The sequence below is a fragment of the Polaribacter atrinae genome, from assembly GCF_038023995.1.
In the GTDB taxonomy this organism is placed as follows: Bacteria; Bacteroidota; Bacteroidia; order Flavobacteriales; family Flavobacteriaceae; genus Polaribacter; species Polaribacter atrinae.
Window position 1 is genome coordinate 3,160,635 of record NZ_CP150660.1, and the last position, 21,412, is coordinate 3,182,046.

At 29.8% G+C, this 21,412-nt stretch carries 19 protein-coding genes and 1 pseudogene; 15 read left to right on the forward strand and 5 right to left on the reverse strand.

All coding sequences use genetic code 11. The features are described from left to right. Positions 1-67: 67 nt before the first annotated feature. Positions 68-856 carry a M15 family metallopeptidase gene (locus tag WG945_RS13765; RefSeq protein WP_157603696.1) on the reverse strand — a complete coding sequence of 263 codons (789 nt, stop codon included), beginning with the start codon at positions 854-856 and terminating at the stop codon, positions 68-70. Next, positions 832-1,155: a hypothetical protein gene (locus WG945_RS13770; protein WP_068451114.1), complete on the reverse strand. Its 324-nt coding sequence runs from the start codon at positions 1,153-1,155 to the stop codon at positions 832-834. Before WG945_RS13770 ends, WG945_RS13765 begins: the two co-directional genes overlap by 25 nt. Positions 1,156-1,359: 204 nt before the next feature. Here WG945_RS13770 and WG945_RS13775 point away from each other — a divergent pair, with 204 nt between their 5' ends. The 5 genes from WG945_RS13775 to WG945_RS13795 all read left to right on the forward strand — a co-directional run bounded on the left by WG945_RS13775 (position 1,360) and on the right by WG945_RS13795 (position 8,329). After that, positions 1,360-1,902, forward strand: coding sequence for a DUF4136 domain-containing protein (locus WG945_RS13775; RefSeq protein WP_068451111.1), 543 nt, complete (start codon positions 1,360-1,362; stop codon positions 1,900-1,902). 59 nt (positions 1,903-1,961) lie between these two features. Next, positions 1,962-2,126 (forward strand): DUF5522 domain-containing protein, encoded by a 165-nt coding sequence (locus tag WG945_RS13780; protein ID WP_197482101.1) that lies wholly within the window; start codon positions 1,962-1,964, stop codon positions 2,124-2,126. A 55-nt stretch (positions 2,127-2,181) separates the two neighbouring features. Then, a complete protein-coding gene (locus WG945_RS13785) occupies positions 2,182-2,886 on the forward strand; it encodes a DUF4197 domain-containing protein (protein ID WP_068451108.1) in 705 nt (234 codons plus the stop codon). 661 nt (positions 2,887-3,547) lie between these two features. Continuing rightward, positions 3,548-6,673 (forward strand): SusC/RagA family TonB-linked outer membrane protein, encoded by a 3,126-nt coding sequence (locus tag WG945_RS13790; protein WP_068451105.1) that lies wholly within the window; start codon positions 3,548-3,550, stop codon positions 6,671-6,673. Between the two features lie 39 nt (positions 6,674-6,712). Then, positions 6,713-8,329 (forward strand): RagB/SusD family nutrient uptake outer membrane protein, encoded by a 1,617-nt coding sequence (locus WG945_RS13795; RefSeq protein ID WP_068451102.1) that lies wholly within the window; start codon positions 6,713-6,715, stop codon positions 8,327-8,329. 194 nt (positions 8,330-8,523) lie between these two features. Here WG945_RS13795 and WG945_RS13800 read toward each other — a convergent pair whose 3' ends face one another. Together WG945_RS13800 and pyrF are read right to left on the reverse strand one after the other, a co-directional pair. Next, the gene (locus WG945_RS13800) at positions 8,524-9,306 is read right to left on the reverse strand and encodes an ABC transporter substrate-binding protein (protein WP_068451099.1); all 783 of its coding nucleotides are present in this window, start codon (positions 9,304-9,306) and stop codon (positions 8,524-8,526) included. Between the two features lie 4 nt (positions 9,307-9,310). Beyond that, entirely contained in the window at positions 9,311-10,126 is an 816-nt protein-coding gene (gene pyrF / locus WG945_RS13805; RefSeq protein ID WP_068451096.1) for an orotidine-5'-phosphate decarboxylase, read from the reverse strand. A 102-nt stretch (positions 10,127-10,228) separates the two neighbouring features. Between pyrF and WG945_RS13810 the strand changes: the two genes are divergently transcribed. The 6 genes from WG945_RS13810 to WG945_RS13835 all read left to right on the forward strand — a co-directional run bounded on the left by WG945_RS13810 (position 10,229) and on the right by WG945_RS13835 (position 13,394). Then, positions 10,229-10,729, forward strand: coding sequence for a TlpA family protein disulfide reductase (locus WG945_RS13810; RefSeq protein WP_068451093.1), 501 nt, complete (start codon positions 10,229-10,231; stop codon positions 10,727-10,729). Between the two features lie 115 nt (positions 10,730-10,844). After that, positions 10,845-11,603, forward strand: a complete 759-nt coding sequence (tpiA, locus tag WG945_RS13815; protein ID WP_068451089.1) for a triose-phosphate isomerase — start codon at positions 10,845-10,847, stop codon at positions 11,601-11,603. Between the two features lie 79 nt (positions 11,604-11,682). Then, entirely contained in the window at positions 11,683-12,519 is an 837-nt protein-coding gene (gene prmA, locus WG945_RS13820; protein WP_068451086.1) for a 50S ribosomal protein L11 methyltransferase, read from the forward strand. A 10-nt stretch (positions 12,520-12,529) separates the two neighbouring features. Continuing rightward, complete coding sequence (locus WG945_RS13825; RefSeq protein ID WP_068451082.1) at positions 12,530-12,805, forward strand: ATP-dependent Clp protease adaptor ClpS; 276 nt, start codon at positions 12,530-12,532, stop codon at positions 12,803-12,805. Between the two features lie 17 nt (positions 12,806-12,822). Continuing rightward, positions 12,823-13,095, forward strand: coding sequence for a hypothetical protein (locus WG945_RS13830; RefSeq protein ID WP_068451079.1), 273 nt, complete (start codon positions 12,823-12,825; stop codon positions 13,093-13,095). Positions 13,096-13,196: 101 nt separating this feature from the next. After that, a complete protein-coding gene (locus WG945_RS13835) occupies positions 13,197-13,394 on the forward strand; it encodes a hypothetical protein (RefSeq protein WP_068451076.1) in 198 nt (65 codons plus the stop codon). Positions 13,395-13,649: 255 nt separating this feature from the next. Here the strand turns inward: WG945_RS13835 and WG945_RS13840 are convergent. Next, positions 13,650-14,228, reverse strand: a pseudogene (locus tag WG945_RS13840) (RNA polymerase sigma factor). 121 nt (positions 14,229-14,349) lie between these two features. On the opposite strand from WG945_RS13840, the gene WG945_RS13845 reads away from it, so the two are divergent. The 4 genes from WG945_RS13845 to WG945_RS13860 all read left to right on the forward strand — a co-directional run bounded on the left by WG945_RS13845 (position 14,350) and on the right by WG945_RS13860 (position 21,393). Continuing rightward, on the forward strand, positions 14,350-15,510 hold the full coding sequence (locus WG945_RS13845; protein ID WP_082864271.1) for a FecR family protein: 1,161 nt from the start codon (positions 14,350-14,352) through the stop codon (positions 15,508-15,510). Between the two features lie 145 nt (positions 15,511-15,655). Further along, positions 15,656-18,544 (forward strand): TonB-dependent receptor, encoded by a 2,889-nt coding sequence (locus tag WG945_RS13850; protein ID WP_197482099.1) that lies wholly within the window; start codon positions 15,656-15,658, stop codon positions 18,542-18,544. Between the two features lie 40 nt (positions 18,545-18,584). Continuing rightward, entirely contained in the window at positions 18,585-19,826 is a 1,242-nt protein-coding gene (locus WG945_RS13855) for a DUF4876 domain-containing protein (RefSeq protein ID WP_068451068.1), read from the forward strand. Continuing rightward, entirely contained in the window at positions 19,810-21,393 is a 1,584-nt protein-coding gene (locus WG945_RS13860; RefSeq protein WP_068451065.1) for a DUF6850 family outer membrane beta-barrel protein, read from the forward strand. Before WG945_RS13855 ends, WG945_RS13860 begins: the two co-directional genes overlap by 17 nt. Positions 21,394-21,412: the final 19 nt, after the last annotated feature.

The following is a 21,412-nucleotide window of genomic DNA, read 5'->3' on the forward strand; positions in this document are numbered from 1 at the left end:
AAAATTTATATAAAATTAGTATTGCAATTTAGTGAATTATTAAAAAAATACGTATTTTTTTAATAAATTATTGATTTTGTAGGGTTTTAGGGTTAATTCCATTTACATATTCTTCAATAACGTTGAGTTCCTTTGCATAAGAAAAACCTTCAAATCCGTTTATTTTTTCTAAACCAACTGTTGCGTTATAATATTTTAAATAGAGAGATGATAATGGTAAAAAAGTCCAATGCCATTTTTCTTCACTATAACCTGTTTTTCCATTTTTTTTAGAAGTATATGGTTGATAAAAACCAAATGTATGCGCGTTTTTTAACAACCAATTATATTCTTTTAGGCCTTTTCCTTTTTCGAAATAAGAATTCGTAAGACTGTTGATGTCAATATCTGTTCCCCAATGATGACGTGAAGTGGAAGGCATAGAACTAAATTCTAAAATCTTTTTTGCTCTTTCTAGAGGCGGAAAATTTTTATATTTATCATTCCATTTGTAATTCCAAATACGTTTTTGGTGGTCAAAATTTCTAGTTCCAGATATTACTGTAAATGAAATGCCCTCTTTTAAAGCAGCAGCATTCATTTGTAAAAAGGCCTCTAAAACTTCTTTTCTTAGGTATATTTCTTTTGATGAGTTTTCTTCTGGTACTAATGTAAAATCTGAGTTTTTTGTATAATCAAATTTTCCTAAAACATAATTCGAGTTTAGGTACTTTGGAAATTGAACGATAGAATCTTTTTTCTTAGAAACTTCAACAGTTTGTATGGCTATTTTCTTGGGTTTTGGTTTACAGCCATTAAAACATCCGAAGAAAAAAAGAACAACAGTTAGTTTTATAAGTATTTTATAAATGCCCAAAATTTTCGATTTTTTATGTAGTTAAAATTATTTTCATTTTGATATGCTTCACGTTCAAAACTTATATTTTTATAAGCAAGATAACGGTTTTTGTGCCTTAAAAATTTTAAAATCCATTCCAAAATATAAAAAATGTAAAAGAATATAAGTAATAATTCTGCTTGTTGTTTTATATGTATTTTTTCATGATTGATTAGTGTTTTGTTTTCTTTTAATTTTTTGTTTTTTAAGAAAATAAAAGGAAATAAGGTGATGCCTACAAAACCATTCGGAACAATATGTTTAGAAATTAAAATCATAGATAATAGTAGGCTAAAAGTTTAGTCTAAAATAAATAGATTTGTTTAGTATCACAAATTTAGTTTTTAAATGGCATAATTATTGCTCTTTGTTTTAAGTGTTAAAACGTTATTAATCACTCTTTTTTAGAAAGATAGAATACTGTTTTAGCTTACTTTTTATAGTAGATTTGTTAACTGATTCAATAATTTAAAATAGATATCATGAAAAAAATATTCCTATTCCTGTTTAGTACTGTGCTATTAACCTCTTGTAATGCTATAAAAGTTACAACAGATTACGATAATAAAGTTGATTTTAATCAATACAAAACATTTGCTTTTTACAAACCAGGAATTGATAAAGCAGAAATTTCTGATATTGATAAAAAACGAATTTTACGAGCAATAGAGTCAGAACTTATAGCGCAAGGTTTTTCTAAGTCTGAGAATCCAGATATGTTGGTGAGTATATTTACCAAGTCTAGAGAAAAGGTAGATGTACAGCAAAATAATAATTTTGGATACGGTTATGGTTGGGGTTGGAATCCTTGGATGATGGGAGGCATGAATAATAATATTAACGTTTCTCAATACACAGAAGGTACGTTGTTTGTAGACTTTATAGATAAAAAGAAAAAAGAATTGGTTTGGCAAGGAATTGGAACAGGAGCTTTAAAGCTTCAGAATAGAGAAAAAAAAGAAGCTAGAATTAAAGAGTTTGTAAAAGAAATTATTTCTAGATTTCCTCCAGGGAAAGAAAAATAAAAGTTAAAAAAGCGTTCTAAGGAACGCTTTTTTTATGGATTAAAAACTATTTTTGCAAGGTGTATAATAAAAGAGTAGAGTTAGAAGAAGGTGATTTTTATGTAAATGAACAAGGTTATAAGGTCTTTACAGAAAAGTTTCATCTAAAAAGAGGTCATTGTTGTAAAAGCGGTTGTAAACATTGTCCTTATGGATATGATAAAAAAACAGATTCTTTTAAATAAAAAAGTGACTTTTAAAGGGAAATAGTTTCTAAAAGGTAGATAAAATATAATAAAAATGATAAAAAGAATTTTAATTTTAGTGGTTGCACTTCAATTTGTAGGATGTGCAGAATTACAAAAAGTAGCAAACCAAATAACTCAAACTACTGGTTTAAGTGAAGAGCAAATAGGTAATGGTTTGCGTGAAGCTTTAGATAATGGTATAAAAAACCAGGTTTCTAAACTGACTGCTACAGATGGGTTTTATAAAAATGATTTGGTTAAAATTATGTTGCCTGCAGAATTACAAGCTGTAGACAATGGTTTACGTAAAATTGGTTTAGGTAACTTAGCCGATGAGGGAATTAAAGCTTTAAATAGAGCTGCAGAAGATGCGGTAAAAACAGCAACACCAATTTTTGTAGATGCAGTAAAAGAAATGACGTTTGCAGATGCAAAGAATATTCTTTTAGGAGATCAAAATGCAGCAACCTCTTACTTACAAGGTAAAACTACAGATAATTTAACAGCAAGTTTTAGCCCAGTAATTGAAAATTCTTTTTCTAAAGTAGGAGCAGATAAAGTTTGGAGTAACTTAATTAATAAGTATAATTCTATTCCTTTTGTGAATAAAGTAGATCCAGATTTAACTCAATATGTAACTAACGAAGCTTTAAAAGGTGTTTTTACAATGATTGAAGTAGAGGAAAAAGGAATTAGAGAAAAAGCAGGTTTAAGAACTTCTGCTTTGTTAAAACAAGTATTTGCATTGCAAGACTAAGTTTTATTCATTTTAACTTATAAGTTTTAAAAGACTCACTATTATATAAATAGTGAGTCTTTTTTTTTGTTTTAAAAATTAATATTTTAAGCTATTTCCTTTTTAAATTTGTTCTTTTTTTTAAGGGTAAAAAAGAATTTTTTCATACGATTTAGTCGATTTCTATCTAATAAATAGTAAAGATGCTCTATTTGTGAATTTTTGTTAAATTTAATAAAACAACTCTTTTTAACGTGTAATGTGTTGTTTATGAGTTTTTTGTGTGTTTTGTGTGCGTGTTTTTATTTTTTTATAATATTTAGGTGAAACTCATCGAGTGAAAAAAAAGTATAGTTTTTTAAAAAAAGTTTTATTTAAGAAAAATGAAGATAATTGTGTCAATAAAAATAATTGAAAATTCATATATTTATTAAATAATTAACTGTCAATTTGTGTTTTTTACACTTTTTTGCAGAAAATATTGTGATATCTATTAGCTTCTTGTTAAATAAAGAAGTGTATTTAGTTTTAAGTAATATTCAGTATTTTGTTTAAAACACTGAATATTGTTTAATGAATTTGATTTTTTTTATTCAAAAAATAAATAAATGTTAATCTATGTTTTTTATATTAAGAAAATTTTATGATTTTTGGAACATAATTAATTCAAATAGATATTACAATGAAAAAATTTTTAAAGGTATCCCTCATACTGTTTTTGGGGTTGATTGTGCAAGTTACTTTTGCTCAAAAGAAAACTATTTCTGGGACGGTCTCAGATGATTCAGGGAGCTTACCTGGTGTAAGTGTTTTAATTAAAGGTACAAGTACTGGTGTAGAAACCGATTTTGATGGAAAGTATCAAATTACAGCTCAATCAGGTGATGTTTTGGTGTTTAGTTACTTAGGTTACAAATCTACACAAAAGAAAGTAGGAACTTCTGCTGTTATTAATGTAGTTTTACAAGAAGATAGTAGTGTTTTAGAAGAAGTTATTGTTGTAGCATATGGTACAACAACTAAAGAAGCTTTTACAGGTTCTGCAAATGTTGTTGGTGCAAAAGATTTAGCACTTAGATCTGTAACGTCTCCAATTGGAGCTATTGAGGGTAAAGCTACTGGAGTTCAGTTTGTCGCGGCGTCTGGTCAACCTGGGTCTTCTCCTAGTATTGTAATTCGTGGTGTTGGTACTTTAAACGGAAGTACAACTCCATTATACATTGTAGATGGAATACAATTTGATGGTTCTTTAGGTTCTATAAACCAAGATGATATTGCTTCTATGACAGTTTTAAAAGATGCAGCTTCAACGTCATTATATGGTTCTAGAGCAGCAAATGGTGTAGTTATTATTACAACCAAAAAAGGAAAAAAGAATAGAATGACTGTAAGTGCATCAACTCAATACAGTGTAATTACAAGATCTGTTCCTAATTATGATATGGTAGGAGCTGGTTCTTATTATGAATTAATGTGGGAAGGTTACAAGAATACAATTGGTGGTGCAAACCCAGAAATTGAAGCTTCTGCAAAAATATTTAATCAATTAGGTTATAATCCATTTAATGTAGCAAATGACCAAATTGTAGGAACAGACGGTAAATTAAACCCTAATGCAGAACTTAAATATGAGTCTTTAGATTGGTTCGATTTCTTAGAAAGAACAGGTAGTAGAAAAAACCATTCTGTAAGCGTTGCTTCTGGTGGCGAAAATCATTCTGTCTTTTACTCTGCTTCTTATTTAAAAGAAGAAGGATATGTAATTGAAAGTGATTATGAAAGAGTTACAAATAGATTAAATGCAGATTTTTCTCCAACCGATAATATTACTGTTGGAGGTAGTGTTTATATTACATCTACAAATTCTCATGGACCAACTAGTGGAGGAGGGTCTTCTACAGCAAATCCTTTTAGTTGGGCTAATAGCTTAGGTCCTATTTATCCTGTTTATCAGGTAGATATTGATGGTAAAATTGTTAATGATGCTTCAGGTAATCCTTTATACGATTTAGGAGAAGGATACCCAGATAGTAATATTCAAACAAGACCTTACAATCCAGGAAGACATGGTATTGCAGAGTTAATTTTAAATGAAGATGAAGATAAGTTAAACTTATATGGGTTTAGAAACTATTTAGAAATTAAGCTTGCAGAAGGTTTAAAAGCTAAAGTAACTTATGGTAGAGATATTCAAGACAATATTATTAAAGGTTATGAAAATGAAACAGTAGGTGATGGTGCACCAACAGGTAGATATAGTGAAGATCGTTATAGAAGAGTTGTAGAGAACTTTAATCAAGTTTTAAGTTACAATACTTCTATTAAAGATGTTCATAATATAGATGTTACTTTAGGTCATGAAAGTTTTGATAGAAACTATTCTACATTAGGTGGTATTGCTAATACTCAAACTGCTACAGGTATTTATGAATTCGACAACTTTGCAGCTGGAGATAATGTAAATGGAAATAGTACAGATCATAGAATAGAAGGTTATTTTGCTAGATTAAATTATGATTTTGATAGCAAATATTACCTAAGTGCTTCTGTAAGAAGAGATGGTACTTCTAGATTTTCTAAAGATGCACGTTGGGGAACTTTTTATTCATTAGGTGGTTCTTGGAGAATTGATCAAGAGAAATTTATGGATAATGTTTCTTTTATAGATCAATTAAAATTAAGAGCATCTTACGGTGAAATTGGTAATGAAAGAGTTGGTTCTTATTACGCTTCTCAAGCATTATATGAAATTATTCCTAACGCAGGTGCACCTGGTATTATTTGGAGTAATACAGGAAATGTAGAATTAGAGTGGGAAAACCAAGTTAGTTGGGATGTTGCTTTAGAATTTAGTATGTTTAATAATGTGTTAGATGGTTCTGTAGAATTTTACAAAAAATCTTCTCAAGATTTATTATATGAATTAGGTATTCCTCTTTCAGAAGGATTAGATGTATTCCCTACAAACTTAGGAGATCTTTACAACCAAGGTGTAGAAGTAAGTTTAACAGGTCACTTATTAAGAACAAAAGATTTTAATTGGGATTTAAGTGTACAAGCTAGTACTTTTAAAAATGAAATTACAAAAATTGATAGTCCTGCAGACAACGGAACTAAACGTTGGGAAGAAGGAAGATCTATATATGATTACTACATCTACCATTATGCAGGAGTTGATTCAGCAAATGGAGATGCTTTATACTACATGTTTGAAGATACAGATGAAGGTGGAAGAACAGCTGTTTTAAATGCAGATGGAACACAGGCAACTACTAACGATTATCAAGAAGCTGGAGAAGCGTTTACAGATACTAATAGTATTCCAGATTTATTAGGATCTATTTCTAACTCATTTAGATATAAACAATTTACATTAGATTTCTTATTTACTTTTGGTATTGGAGGAGATATTTTAGATAGTGGATATTCTTCATTAATGCACCCAGGTACTTTTGGTAGAGCTTTACATGTAGATGCAGAAAACGCTTGGAGAGCTCCAGGAGATATTACAGACGTACCTCGTTTAGAAAACGGAAATCCTAACCAAACAATTGGTAGTTCTACTCGTTTCTTAACGGATGCATCTTATGTTTCTTTAAAAAATGTAAACTTAGGATATAGTTTTGATAAGGATGTTGCAGAAAAATTAGGTTTAAGTAATTTACGTATTTCTCTTTCGGGTGAAAATATTTTTATTAGTACAGAAAGAACAGGTTTAAACCCTCAATATAGTTTATCTGGTACATCAGGCGGATATGATTATAGTCCTTCTAGAACAGTTACTTTAGGATTAAATTTAGCTTTCTAGAAATTATTAAATTATAAATTATAAATAAAATATTATATTATGTTACGAAAAATTAATCTATTAATTTTAGGATTACTAGTAGTATTTGTTACCAGTTGTGAAGAAGAATTTCTAGAAACAACACCAACAGATTCTATTGCAGAGGCAGATGCTTTTGCAAGTGTAGACAACATGTTTTTGGTGTTAAATGGACTGCATAGAGTAATGTATGCTCAAAACCCAATATCAGGAGGAACTTCAAGTAGAAGTGGACAGAGTTATTATATGCCAGCTTTAGATGCTATGGGTGCTCAAATGATTCACTCATCACCAGGAAATGGTTGGATGACAAGTGAATTAAGATGGTTAACACATACAAATGCAAATTTTACAACAGTAAGTAATTTTTGGTACATGCGTTACCATATTATAGCATCATCTAACAATTTAATTAATTTAATTGAAGCAAATGGTTTTCCAGAAGCAGATGAAGATGTAAGAAATATTCTTGGTCAAGCTTATGCCTACAGAGCTTGGGCGTATCATCAGTTAATTTCAACTTTTGCAAAAGGATACTTAATTGGAGACCCTGCTACAGATGCTGGTGTTCCGTTATTGTTAATTACAGGTACTCCTTATACAAGTGCTCCTAGATCTACAGTTCAAGTTGTTTACGATCAAATAAATTCAGATATCGCAAATTCTATTAGCTACTTTGATGGTGCTTCTAGTCCAGAAAATAAATCTCATTTATCTATAAATGCAGCTCAAGGTTTAAAAGCAAGAATAGATTTAACACAAGGTAAATGGCAAGATGCAGCAGATGCAGCAATAGCAGCACGTGAAGGTTTTACTTTGTTAGATGAAGCTACTTGGTTATCTGGTTTTAACACAGTAGAGCTTTCTGAAGTAATTTGGGGGGGAACTGTTATTGAGTCAGAAACAAACTTTTTCCAATCTTTCTTTTACTTTATTAGTCCAACTTTTAATGGAAGTCAAAATAGATCAAACCCTAAGTTAATGAATAAAGAAGTTTATGATGCAATTCCATCTACAGACTTTAGAATTAACATGGCATTACCATGGGCTCCAAATACAAATTCTTCTGCATCTAATGGAGAAGGTGGTAGTTTTGAGACTGATCCTAATTATGATACTGAAGAAGAATTTTTTGCAGCAAAAGATTCAGTTATAAATAAATACGGTATGACTTCTGCGCACAACACACACCCATATATGGCGGTTAAGTTTTTACAGAAAAATCCAGGATCTATTGATCCAGATGATGTTATTTATATGCGTTCATCAGAAATGTATTTAATAGAAGCAGAAGCTAAAGCAATGTTATCAGATGTTTCTGGTGCTCAAACAGCTCTTCAGGCTTTTGGATCAGCAAGAGATACTGATTATGATTCTTCTGTATTTACTTCTGTAGATGCTTTAATGGATCACATTAAATGGCAAAGAAGAGTAGAGCTTTATGGAGAAGGATTTAGTTTTCATGATCACATCCGTTGGGATGAAGGAATTGATTTAACAAATTCTGGTGCTGATGATAACTTATATAGAGATGGTTATATTCAAGAAAAGCCTTCTTTAAATGATGGTTGGATTTGGAAAATTCCACAAGCAGAAATTGATGCAAATCCAAACTTAACTGAAGCGGATCAAAATTAAGAAGTTATTTTAACTTTATTAAATAGTAAAACCACCTTTTTAAGGTGGTTTTTTTGTGACTAAAATTTAATAAAAAGGATGCTCTGTTATATCGTACTGATGATAACCCTAAAAATTAATTGTATAAAAAATCTCTTTATTTTAAAACAAAGAGATTTTTTTTATTTAGTAAGGTTTTCTAGATAAGTGTTTTTTTAATGCAAGGTTTTAAAGTAATCAAAAGCCTTTATAAGCCTACTTCCTGTCCAAGAAAACATTTCTCCATCTACAAGTATCGCTTTTGCTTTAGGTGTAAAGTTTTCTATTTCTAAGATGTGTTCTTCTTTAAAAGGAAATGGTTCTGAAGACAGTAAGATAAAATCAAGTTGAGTGTTTAATTTCATTTCTTTTAAATCGATTTCAGGGTAGCGTTCTTTATGCTGATAGATATTATCAAACTTGTTTAACTCTAATAAATGATTGATAAAAGTTGTATTACCAACAGCCATCCAAGGATCTTTCCAAATAAAATAAACGACCTTTTTAGTTTCTTTATTCTTGATGAATTGCTTAAAATCTGTCAGTTTAAGACTGATTTCGGCAATCATTTTTAAAGCGTTGCTTTCTATAGAAAATAGTTTTCCGTATTGTTTTATAAGTGCTAGATTATCATCAATCGTAAAAATATCAGAAACATGAGTAGGTGCAATTTTTTCGCAAGTTTGTACGATTTCTTTAGTATTCTCTTCTTTGTTACAAAGGATAATATCAGGCTGTAAAGCCTTAATTTTATCAATATGAATACTTTTTGTACCGCCAACAACTGTTTTGGTTTGTCTTATGTAGTTGGGGTGAATGCAAAATTTTGTAACACCAACAATTGAATCTTCTAAACCTAAATCTACCAATAATTCGGTTAAACTTGGCACAAGACAAACAATCCGTTTTGGTGTTTTTTCTAACTCCAGCATTCGGCCTATTTGATCTTGAACCTGCATTTAATTATTGATTTAAAATAGCTGTCATTTCTTGTTGTAACTCTGCTGCTTTTGTAGCTGCTTTAGATGCAAAATCTTCGTTTTTAGAAGCGTAAATAATTCCTCTAGACGAATTGATTAGTAAACCAATATTTTCTGATAAACCATATTTACAAACATCTTGTAAATTACCACCTTGTGCACCAACACCCGGAACTAATAAAAAAGAATTCGGAACAATTTTTCTAATTTCTTTAAAGTATTCTGCTTTTGTAGCACCAACAACATACATTAAATTCTCTGAGTTTTTCCATCCTTTAGAAGTTTCTAAAACCTCTTTATATAATTCTCTGCCGTTTACTTCTTTTGTTTGAAAATCGAAAGCACCTTCATTAGAAGTCAACGCCAACATAATAGTATGTTTGTTTTTAAAAGCTAAAAATGGCTCTACAGAATCTTTACCCATATAAGGCGCAACAGTAACCGAATCGAAGGCTAAATCTTCAAAGAAAGCTTTTGCATACATGGTTGAGGTGTTGCCAATATCGCCACGTTTTGCATCTGCAATGGTGTAAATTTCTGGGTAATTACTATTTAAATACTGAATGGTTTTTTCTAGAGATTGCCAACCTTTAATACCATATGCTTCGTAAAAAGCCGTATTAGGTTTATAAGCAACACATAAATGATGTGTAGCATCAATAATTGCTTTGTTAAATGCAAAAATAGGATCTTCTTCTTTTAAAAGATGCGATGGAATTTTGTTTAAATCCACATCTAATCCGATGCATAAAAATGAATTTTTCTTTTTAATTTGTGCAATAAGTTCTTGTGTTGTCATTGGTTTTTTAATAGTTACGCAAAAGTAGTTATTTTTGTTTTTAAATAAACGCTTAGTTGTAAGTAATAGATATATTGTAAGACCAAAATTAAAAATAAATTTATGTTTAAAAAAGTATCTATTTTAGTTCTACTAACCATTTTTGTAAGTTGTAATTTAGAGAAACCAACTGTTTTTTCTGAAAAAGCTTTAAATGAAAAAGTATATAATTTAAATGATGAAGCATCAACTTTTAAAGAAATACTTGAACAACATAAAGGAAAAAAAATACTGATTGATGTTTGGGCTTCTTGGTGTAGAGATTGTATTGTAGGAATGCCTAAAGTAAAGGAATTACAAAAAGAATTTCCGGATGTGGTTTATCTATTTTTATCTGTTGATGAAAAAAAAGGATCTTGGAAAAGAGGAGTGGAGCGCTACAATGTTGTTGGTGAGCATTACAATTTACCAAACGGAATGAAAAAAGGAGATTTGGTCGATTTTTTGAATGTTAGTTGGATTCCGAGATATGTTGTTGTGGATGAAAATGGAGGGATTTCTTTATTTAATGCCATAGATGCTGCGGATAATGAGGTTATAATTGCATTAAAAAAATCTATATAAAACGTTATAGTAACTATTTACTTTTCTCAGTGATTTTTGTCTTTCCATTTCTTAAATTTACATCCAAATTAATAAAAACATTAACAAGCGCCTTTTAGGTGATAAAATAATAATTATGAGAACAAAAATAGTAGCAGGTAACTGGAAAATGAATAATGATAAGAAAGAAAGTAAAAAACTTATCAAAGATTTAAAAAAAGCAATTAAAAAAGAGAAATTAAAAAATACTCGTGTTATAGTTGCTCCTACTTTTGTAAACTTATCTGCTTCTTTAAAAGCAGCAAACGATTCTGCTATTGAAGTAGTTGCCCAGAATATGCACCAAGCTAAAAATGGCGCGTATACAGGAGAGATTTCTGCAGATATGTTAAAAGCAATCGGAATTAAAACGGTTATTTTAGGTCATTCTGAAAGAAGAACTTATTTTAATGAAACGGATGAATCTTTAGCAGCAAAAGTAGATGCTATTTTAGAAAATGATTTAGAAACTATTTTTTGTTTTGGAGAATTGTTAGAAGATAGAAAATCTGAAAACCATTTTGCAGTAGTAGAAAGCCAAATATCTAACGCATTGTTTCATTTAGAAGCAGGTGCTTGGAAAAGTATTATTTTAGCATACGAACCAGTTTGGGCTATTGGAACAGGAGAAACTGCAAGTGCAGAACAAGCACAAGAAATGCATGCTTTTATTAGAAGTATTGTAGCAAAAAAATACAATCAAGAAGTTGCTGATGCAGTATCTATCTTATACGGAGGAAGTGTAAAACCTGCAAATGCAGAAGAAATTTTTTCTAAACCAGATGTAGATGGTGGATTAATTGGTGGAGCTGCTTTAAACGTAGATGATTTTACAGGAATTATTAAAGCTATTTAAGCATCGTACTTAAAGATATTTACAATAAATTTGCATCGAGATTTTAAAATCTCGATGCATTTTTTTTACAAGAAAGTTTATGGACAATATTTATATAGAATACAATTTTACAGTAACGCCAAAAGAACCTGGAACAGAAATTTTAATTGCAGAATTAGGAGATGCTGGTTTTGAGAGTTTTGTTGAAAACGAAAATGGGGTAACAGCATATATTCAGAAAGACGATTGGAATGCCGCTGTTTTAGACGGGCTTTTTGTTTTAAATTCTGATGAGTTTTCTATTGAATACAACCAGAGTGAAATAGCACAAACCAATTGGAATGCAGAATGGGAAAAGAATTTTTCTCCTATTCAGGTAGAAGATGTGGTGAGTATTCGTGCTCCGTTTCATGAGAATCCTAATTTAAAATATGATATTGTAATTGAGCCAAAAATGAGTTTTGGAACAGGTCATCATGAAACTACACACATGATGGTACAGCATTTATTACAATTAGATTTAGAAAATAAAAAGACATTAGATATGGGATGTGGAACCGGAATTTTAGCAATTTTTGCTGAAATGAAAGGTGCAAATCCTATTGATGCTATCGATATTGATAATTGGTGTTATGAGAATTCAATCGAAAACGTTGAGCGAAATAATTGTAAAAATATTTCAGTTTTTGAAGGAGAAGCAGCGCTTTTAAGCAATAAAAAATATGATGTTATTATTGCCAACATCAACAGAAATATTTTATTGATGGATATGCAGGTTTACACCAACTGTTTAAATGATAATGGAGTACTTTTATTAAGTGGTTTTTATCAAGAAGATATTCCTGTTATTGATGCTGAAGTTTCTAAATATAATTTAAAGTTAGAAACTGTAATAGAAAGAAATAATTGGGTTGCTTTGAAGTACAATAAATTGTAATTTTGTAAATATGAGTACAAAAGAAAAAATACAAGAAGAAGTTGATGTCTTAGAGAAAGAAGTTTTTCAGCATGAAATCGTATTACATAATGATGATGTAAACACTTTTGATCATGTAATTGATTCTTTAGTTAATGTTTGCGACCATTCTTTTGAACAAGCAGAGCAGTGTGCAACTTTAGTTCATTATAAAGGGAAATGTACCGTTAAATCTGGAGAACTTAAAGATTTAGAACCAAGATGCTCTAAATTATTACAATTAGGTTTATCAGCAGAATTAGTTTAATTGAAAATAAGTAGTTTATGGAAAATGTTTTTAAGTACTATGAGTTTTCAGCTTTTTTTTTAGATACATCAGATAGCTTTTCTGGAAATGAGATTTGTTTTACAGAATTAAATGAAACTCATTTTTTAATTTTTGAAAAGAATAAGGATTCATATAATTTATATGTATCAAGATACCAGCATAAAAATGATATTGGTGTAAATGCACCAGAAATATTAGAATTATTAGTAGAAAACTACGATAAGAGTATTCCTGCTCACCGAATAATGATTAAGCAATATCTTCACTAAACTACCTTTCATCGAATATTTTTTTAGAAACCCCTATTTTATTTTTTATTTGTAGTGACTTTTATAGATAATATGAGTCTTATAGATAAGAAACAATATATATGGTTAAAAAAATTACTTTTTTACTAGTGATAATTTTTACGGTTCCGGCATTAGGATTTAGTCAAGCTATTCCTACTCCTGCAGGACCGCCACCTCCACCCGGGTTGCCTATAGATAATTTATTAGGTATTTTGTTTTTAATAAGTTTAGGAATAATATACGGATCTAAAAAGATTCTTAAAGATAGTAGTAGTTAGTTTTTATACTAAGTTTGGTTAGACGAAAAGGCCTTGAATTTTATTCAAGGTCTTTTCTATTTATAAAATCTTTAAATTATTATTTAAATTAAGTCTAAATAAAAATAATAAATTATATTTGCACGAAATATTACGAATATGGGGTGATGTAAAGATTTATTTAGATTAAAAAAAGACAAATTAAAATAGAAAAGTTTAATAAGAAGTAAGTACTATATAGGTTGATAAAAAAAGCGATTTCATTGAGATTAATAATTAGCGCATAAATTTATAGAGAAGAAATAAAAAGAAATCGTCACCTTTAAAAGCTTTTCGTATTTTTTTAAACGCAGTATTCATATGAGACTCTACTGTTTTTACGGATATGTCTAATTGGTCTGCTATTTCTTTGTATTTGAGTCCTTGAAACTTATCCATTTGTAAAATCTCTTTACACTTATCTGGCAAAGCATCAACTACAACCTTTAATTATAAAATACGCAGTTCTATTATTTCGTCATCATCATTAATTCGATCTCTTAAAGCACGTTCTTTAATTTCATCAAAAAAACTTTCTTTATGCTTTTGTTTTCTATAGGTATCTATATAGCTATTGTGGGTAATTCGGTATAGATAACTTTTAATCGATTTTTTAGAATCTATTTTTTTTCTAGTAGTCCATAATGTTATAAAGGTTTGTTGTACGATGTCTTCTGCCTCTTGTAGATTACCTGTAAAAGTGAAAGCATAGTCTACAAGTTTTTTATAATAGCGGTCAAATAGTATATGAAATGCTTTTTCATCATTTTTTTTAATATTATCAGCTAGCAATGAGTCGTCTAGAGAATTTTTCAAATTAATTGGAGGGGTTTTTTGAAAGAAAAAACAAATATCATAAAAATAATTAGATTTTGACTAAGGATTTAAAGGAAAGTGAACGTAATGTTAGTGTAAATTTAATAAAAGAGGCAATCTGTTGAAGAAAATAATTATAAAATATATAGCCAATACAATTACCAACTTAGAATTAGAAGAGCTGAAGTTGTGGTTAAAAGAAGAAAAAAATCAAAAGACTTTTGAACAATATATAAAAGCTTCTTATGATATTGATACAATAATGAATAAACCAGATCTAGATGCAGCTTATAAAAAATTAAGGCAAACTTTAGATGCGAAACAGAAATCAAAAGTAAGAATTCTACCTATTTGGTCTAAATATGCTGCTGCTGCAGTAGTTGTTTTTATGTTTTCTTATCTGTATACGTTTTACAATCAAGAACAACAGACAGAAGAGGTTTTAAACACTTTTGTAACCACGGTAACTTCTGGTGTAGATAAAGCAACTCTAACGTTAGATGATGGTTCTGATATCATTTTAGAAGAAGGTAAAACATATACCAACAATTCTGTAGCAAGTAATGGAGAAGAGATTGTGTATAAGGTTGAAGAAGAAATTACACCTAATAAAACAGGAGCTAAAACAATTGCATATAATTATTTAACGACACCAAGAGGAGGCGAGTTTCATGTAGTTTTAGCAGATGGTACAGAAGTTTGGTTAAATTCTGAAACTAAATTAAAATATCCTACTTTTTTTAAAGAAGGAGAATCTCGTAAGGTAGAACTTGTTTATGGGGAAGCTTATTTTGATGTGTCGTCTAGTAAAAATCATCATGGAGCAACTTTTAAAGTGCTGTCTAATTTACAAGAAGTAGAAGTACTGGGAACCGAATTTAATATAAAATCCTATAAAGACGAAACTAGCATTTATACAACGTTGGCAGAAGGTAAAGTAGCTGTAAGCAATAATAGTTTTAAAGAGAACTTAGTAGTTGGTGAGCAATCTGTTTTAAACAAAACAACTGGTGATATAGCTGTTAAAACAGTAAATATTTATAATGAAACAGCTTGGAAATCGGGTGTTTTTTCTTTTAAGAATAAGTCTTTAAAAGAAATTATGAAGGTTTTATCTAGATGGTATGATGTTGATATTGTTTTTGAAAACAAAAAACTTGAAACAATTAAGTTCAATGGTATTTTAAGTAGAAAAATGACACTCGAAGAAATTTTAATACCTATTAAAAGAAATGTCAATTTAAATTACAAAGTAGATAATTATAAAATAATTATAAAATAAAAAAGGGACGAAGTAAATACCGCTCAAAGTACTCTAGCTTCATCCCCCATTAAATATTAATTAAAAAGTTTAACTAATAGTTTACAAATTTATGAAAATTAATTTTACTCAAGAGTGGCTCAAAAAGCAAACTCAAACTTTAATTATGAGGACAGTATTTTTATTATTTTGTTCTACAGTATTTAGTTTTACTTCTATAGACGTAATCTCTCAGAATGCGGAAATTAAAATAAAGAAGGAAATAACCGTAACTGTCGATCAAATCTTTGACATTATTCAAGCGCAAACAGATTATACTTTTATTTATCGTTCAGATATGTTTAGAGGATTGCCTCCAGTACACTTAAATGAAGGTGTTATAAAGGCAAATAGGTTGTTATTATATGCAATACCTAAAAGGTATTATAGTTTCGAATTGTTTAAAGACAATACGATTGTAATAGAAAAAAGACCAACTTCTCGAAAAGTAGAAATAAGAGGTCAAATTGTTGATGTAAATAACGAGCCATTGGCAGATGTTAATGTAATCGTAGCAGATTTAAACTTAGGAACTTTTACAAATAATAAAGGGGAGTTCTCTATGGAATTACCTCATAAAAATTTTAAGATAACGATAAGTCTTTTAGGATTTAAAACTGTAGAGTTCGATTTAAGAACTCAACAAGATTTATCAAATATCAACATAACTTTAAAGGAAGATTTATTAGGGTTAGATGAGGTTGTGGTTGTTGCAAAAAAAACGATAAGTAGAGAAGGAAGTTCTACTTATAAAATAGGAAGTCAGGCAATAAAACAGGTTCAGGCAATGAATTTATCTGATGTGTTAAGTTTGCTTCCTGGTAATAAAATAGAGCAGTCTAATTTAACAACAAAAAAGCAAGCCAATATACGAAGTGCTGTCACTTCAAATTCTAATTCTTTTGGTACGGCAGTTATTTTAGATGGAGCTGCAATTAGTACAGATGCTAATATGCAAGCAAGAAATTCATCAACTTTAGATGGAGGTAAATCTGTTGTTGGTGGTGGTGTAGATTTAAGAAGTATCACCTTAGCAAATGTAGAATCTGTAGAAGTTATTGCAGGTGTAGCTTCTCCTAAATATGGTAATTTATCTTCCGGAGGAATTTTAGTAAAAAGTAAAGTTGGTAAATCACCTTATATCGTATCTACAAATGTAACGTCTACCAATTATCAAGCATCGGTAGCAAAAGGGTATGAGTTAAACGATTTTGGAGTTTTAAATACAGATTTATCGTATGCTTATTCTTCGGGTTCACCAACAGAACGTAAATTATTTTACCAAAGTTTTAACTTAGGATTGCGTTGGAAATTACCAGTTTTTAAAGGTTTAAAATGGAATCATTTTACATCATTTAGAGTTGGGCATTCAGATGATGGAAATCGTCATGAACCAGAAGAAGTTTTTAAAAACGATGCAGATGTTAAAAGTACTTCTTATCAATTAACGTTATCTGGAGATTTTTCTTCATCCGTTTTAGGGAAAATAAATTATAATTTTAGTGGAAATGTTGTAAACCAACACTCTTTTTATGATACTTATATTATTAATGGTCCTTTTCCTATAATAGAATCATTAGACAGTGGTACTTATAATACTACTTATTCTCCTAGTGCCTTTAATCAAATAAGAGATATAGAGGGAAAACCAATAAATATCAATGGAAGAATTGATGCTTCTCAAAATGCTAGTTTTAGAAATTTAGACTTCAATTTTGAAACAGGTTTACAGTATTCTTTTGATGATAATACGGGTAATGGTAGAGTTGCAACAGGAAATATTGTACATACCCAAGATGTTGCAGGAAGTAGATCTGCAACTTTTGAGAAAATTCCGGCTTCTAAAACATTTTCTGCTTATCATCAAACAATTATAAAACGTACGGGAGAAGCCTCTAAACAACAATTAAATTTAGGGCTCAGGTATGATTATATGTTGGAGCGTTATAATTTAGTATCTCCAAGAATGTCGTTTTCATCAAAACATAATGATTTTACAGCAAAAGTTGCTTGGGGAGTTTCTTATAAAGCGCCAGCAATGATTCAGTTATATCCTGGTAAATCATATATAGATTATATTAATTTTCAATACTATGCAGAAAATCCTGATGAACGTTTAGCGGTAGTAACTACGTATGTGTATCAACCTACTAATGAACATTTAAATCCAAATTATTCTGATTTAAAAGAAGTTGGGTTCGATTGGGCTCCTTCTTTTATGAATTTCAATTTTACGTATTTTAAAAAAGAAATGCGTAGAGGAATAAACACGACAGATGAGTTGTTATTGTTGCCTAAAGCTGTTTACGAAGTAGTTAGTGCGCCTACAGGAGAGCAACCAACTGTAGCGCCTACAGGAGAAGTAAACAACATTCCTAGAACGGTAAAAGTGATGAATAATAATTATTACGAATCTACAGATGGTCTAGAGGTTACTTTGAGTCCGCAGAAAATAAAAGCAACAAACACTCAATTTAATTTTAGATACAGTTATTTAGAAAGTGTAGTAACAGACAAAGGTTTTGATATTAATAAGTCTAATTATGTTGTAGGTGATAATTCTGTAAGATATGGTGTCTATGAAAACTCTTTAATAAAGGCAGTTAGAAGTTTCGGTACCTTAACACTAATACAACATATACCTGCTTTACGATTTGTTTTAACCCTTTCTGCAGAACTAAACTTTAAAGAAAGTAGCAAATATATAGGAGCAAGTTTATATCCATTTGCATATTATGATGTTAGCGGAAACTATATTGATATTCCTTTAGAAGACAGAGCTAATGCAGAATTTAGTGACTTAAAAAAAGACGAAAACTCTTTTACAACAACAGCAACTCCATTTTATAGCAATTTTAATTTACAGATACGTAAAGAATCTAAGCAAGGTCATTCGTTTAGTTTTTATGCAAATAATGCTCCTTGGAACAACCCAACTTATGAGTTTTTAGGAAGTAGAAGAAAATTGAATAATAAAATATCTGTAGGCTTTAATGTAACCTTATTAATTAAATAGTAACCAAATAAAAATAAATCAATAACCGTAAAACAAAAACATGAAACAAACAATTTTAAAACGAGTAGGATTAACAAAATTAATCGCATTATTTCTGTTAATATCAGTAGCAATTAGTTGTGATAGTGAAGATGATATTCCTAATTTAGGAAATTTAGAAGTTCAAGTTACATTGGCAAGTGGTCTTAATGATATTTCTTTAGCAGATATAGATGTAACTATTACGCAGACTGTAGATAACTCTACTTTAATTATGAATACAGATGCTAATGGTTTAGCTACTTTTTCTGATATTTCAATTGGAACTTACACTGTAGTTGTAGCACATGCAACAGAAGATTATACGTTAAGTGGTACTGCAAATAATGTTACAGTTACAAGACAAGAAACTGTTGCAACATCTGTAGAAGTAAATGCAGTTAATCAAGACGGAGGATTGGTAATTAAAGAAGTTTATACAGCTGGGTCTGGTTACATTACTTTATTTAAAGATTCGTTTGTAGAGATTTTCAATAATTCATCAGAGACTTTATATGCAGATGGTATGTATATCGCTAATTTATTTGGTGGTTCAGGAGCTACAGGAGACACATCAGTGTATACTGTATTAACAGATACAGATTATGTATACACAGATGTAATGAGTCAAATACCAGGTTCAGGTACAGATTACCCTGTAGAAGCAGGTAAAAGTATTGTAATTGCTTTAAACGCTATCAATTTTAAAGAAGGAAGTATAGCGCCAGATGCACAATTAGATAATACAGATGCTACCTTAGAGCATTATTCTGTAGATTGGTTAGAAGCACAAGGACGTGCAGGTAATGCTTTCTTTGAGCTTGACAATCCAGCGGTACCAAACATGACGAATATTTATATGTTTGAAGGAACTAATTTCTTTAGATTATCAACACCAGCAAGTATTGTTTTAGTTAGTGCTGATGTTACTTTTGATACTTCAGGCGTTGTAGATTATACAGCACCAGGATCTACAAGTACTTCTAAATTAATGAAAATTTCTATTGAAAATGTAGTTGATGGTGTAGATATTTTAGATAATTCTGGAGCTGCAGATTTTAAACGTATGCCTTCTTCTTTAGATGCAGGATATAGTTATTTAACTGCTGATGGAGCAATTTCTTATACAGGATTAAGTTCTAGAAGAAAAGTTGATGAAGTAGCAACTGCTCGTTTTGGTAGAACTATTTTATTAGACACAAATAATTCAACAGTAGATTTTGAAGCAATTGCTTTCCCAGATAAATATGGTTACAATAATTAATAAATTAAACCATGTAATAATAAAGAGAATGTTTTTAGCATTCTCTTTATTGTTTTGTGTGTTCGGAACTTTTTCTCAAAAAGCAGCAACTATAGATAGTTTGTCTGTTATTGAGCGAGACTTTCAATTCGAGTTATTTAAAAACAGGTATTTTCAAATTCCGTCGTTAATCAATCAAGCGAATCTTGGTAAATTTTCTTACGGAGAAGCGAGGTATTTATATGGAGAAGGAAAATTAAGACATCCGCAAGAATATAAAAAGCAAAACGGATTGTTTGCAAAGACCGCTTCTTTAGCAAATTTAGAAAATACAGATTGGACTTTTTATGGTAGTTTAGAATATTTAAATACTAGAATTGAAGATGTAGAAAACAATTTAACTTATTGTATTACAGAGTATAACTCTCCTTATTACTTTTTTCAGAAAACAACAGGTTTGTGGAATCATCAGAATTATAATTTTGAAGTAAGTGCGGCTCATAAAGTAAATTCTAAACTTAGTTTAGGAGGATATTTAAATTATGATACCAATTTTTACTTTAGAAAAACTGATACTAGAAATGAGTTAACAGCTTTAAAGATTAATGGAAAATTATCTGCGAGTTATCAGTTTAACGAAAAACATTTACTTAGTGTTGCTTTAGGTACAGCGTTTTTTAAAACAGATTCAGAACTAGGAAACAAGTTTCCGGAAAACAATACAGAGCTTACTGCAAATTATTACTTAAACACAGGTTTAGGTTCTTATATAAAAAACATCGATAATGGTTTTGAAACCAAAAGAGTCATTCCTCAATTGCAATTACACTGGCTTTTTAAACAAAATAATTGGGATGTATCTGTAGAAAGTACTACCAAATATGGTGTTGAGCGATGGATTGATAAAAACATTGTAAGAGTAGAAGAGAATGATGAGTTAACCAAGTATAGTTTTTTAAATCAAGAATTTAATGTTGTTTTTAATCAGTATCGTAAAAATAGCTTATTGTCAATAAATTTGAATGCGGAATATTTAAAAGGGAAAGGTAAAGTTTGGCAAGAAACAGGTGCGTATTATGCTAAAAACTTTAATGCTACAAACTATAATTTTAAAACTGAAGCAAACATTCTATTTTATAAACAATTATTAAATAAAGTAAGCTTGGGTATAAAATATGCTAATGTAGAGCAGTTAGATTTAAACTATGCCTATCAATTCGATTATCAATTTTTAGAGCCTACAGTAGCGCTAGGTTTGCATAAAGATATTTTTACCAAAGTGGCATTTTTTACCAACCTTTCAGGGTTATATCATCATGTTATAGATATGCAACACGATCCTTTTGCGGCTAATAATATTTACGTAGAATGGATTGGTAATAGCGTTGCAGATTATACGGGTACAAGTTCTTTTAATTTTAAGACCAAATTAGGTTTTGATGTAAAACTTAAAAATGAAAATAAATTAGAATGTTCTATCACGGGAGATTATTGGAAAGCGACAACATTATCTAATGAAACAGTGAATTATGTGTCTAAAAACGATGATTACCTAAGCTTAGTTTTAGGGCTTAAATTGTACTTTTAATATGTTTTCTGTCCTAAAG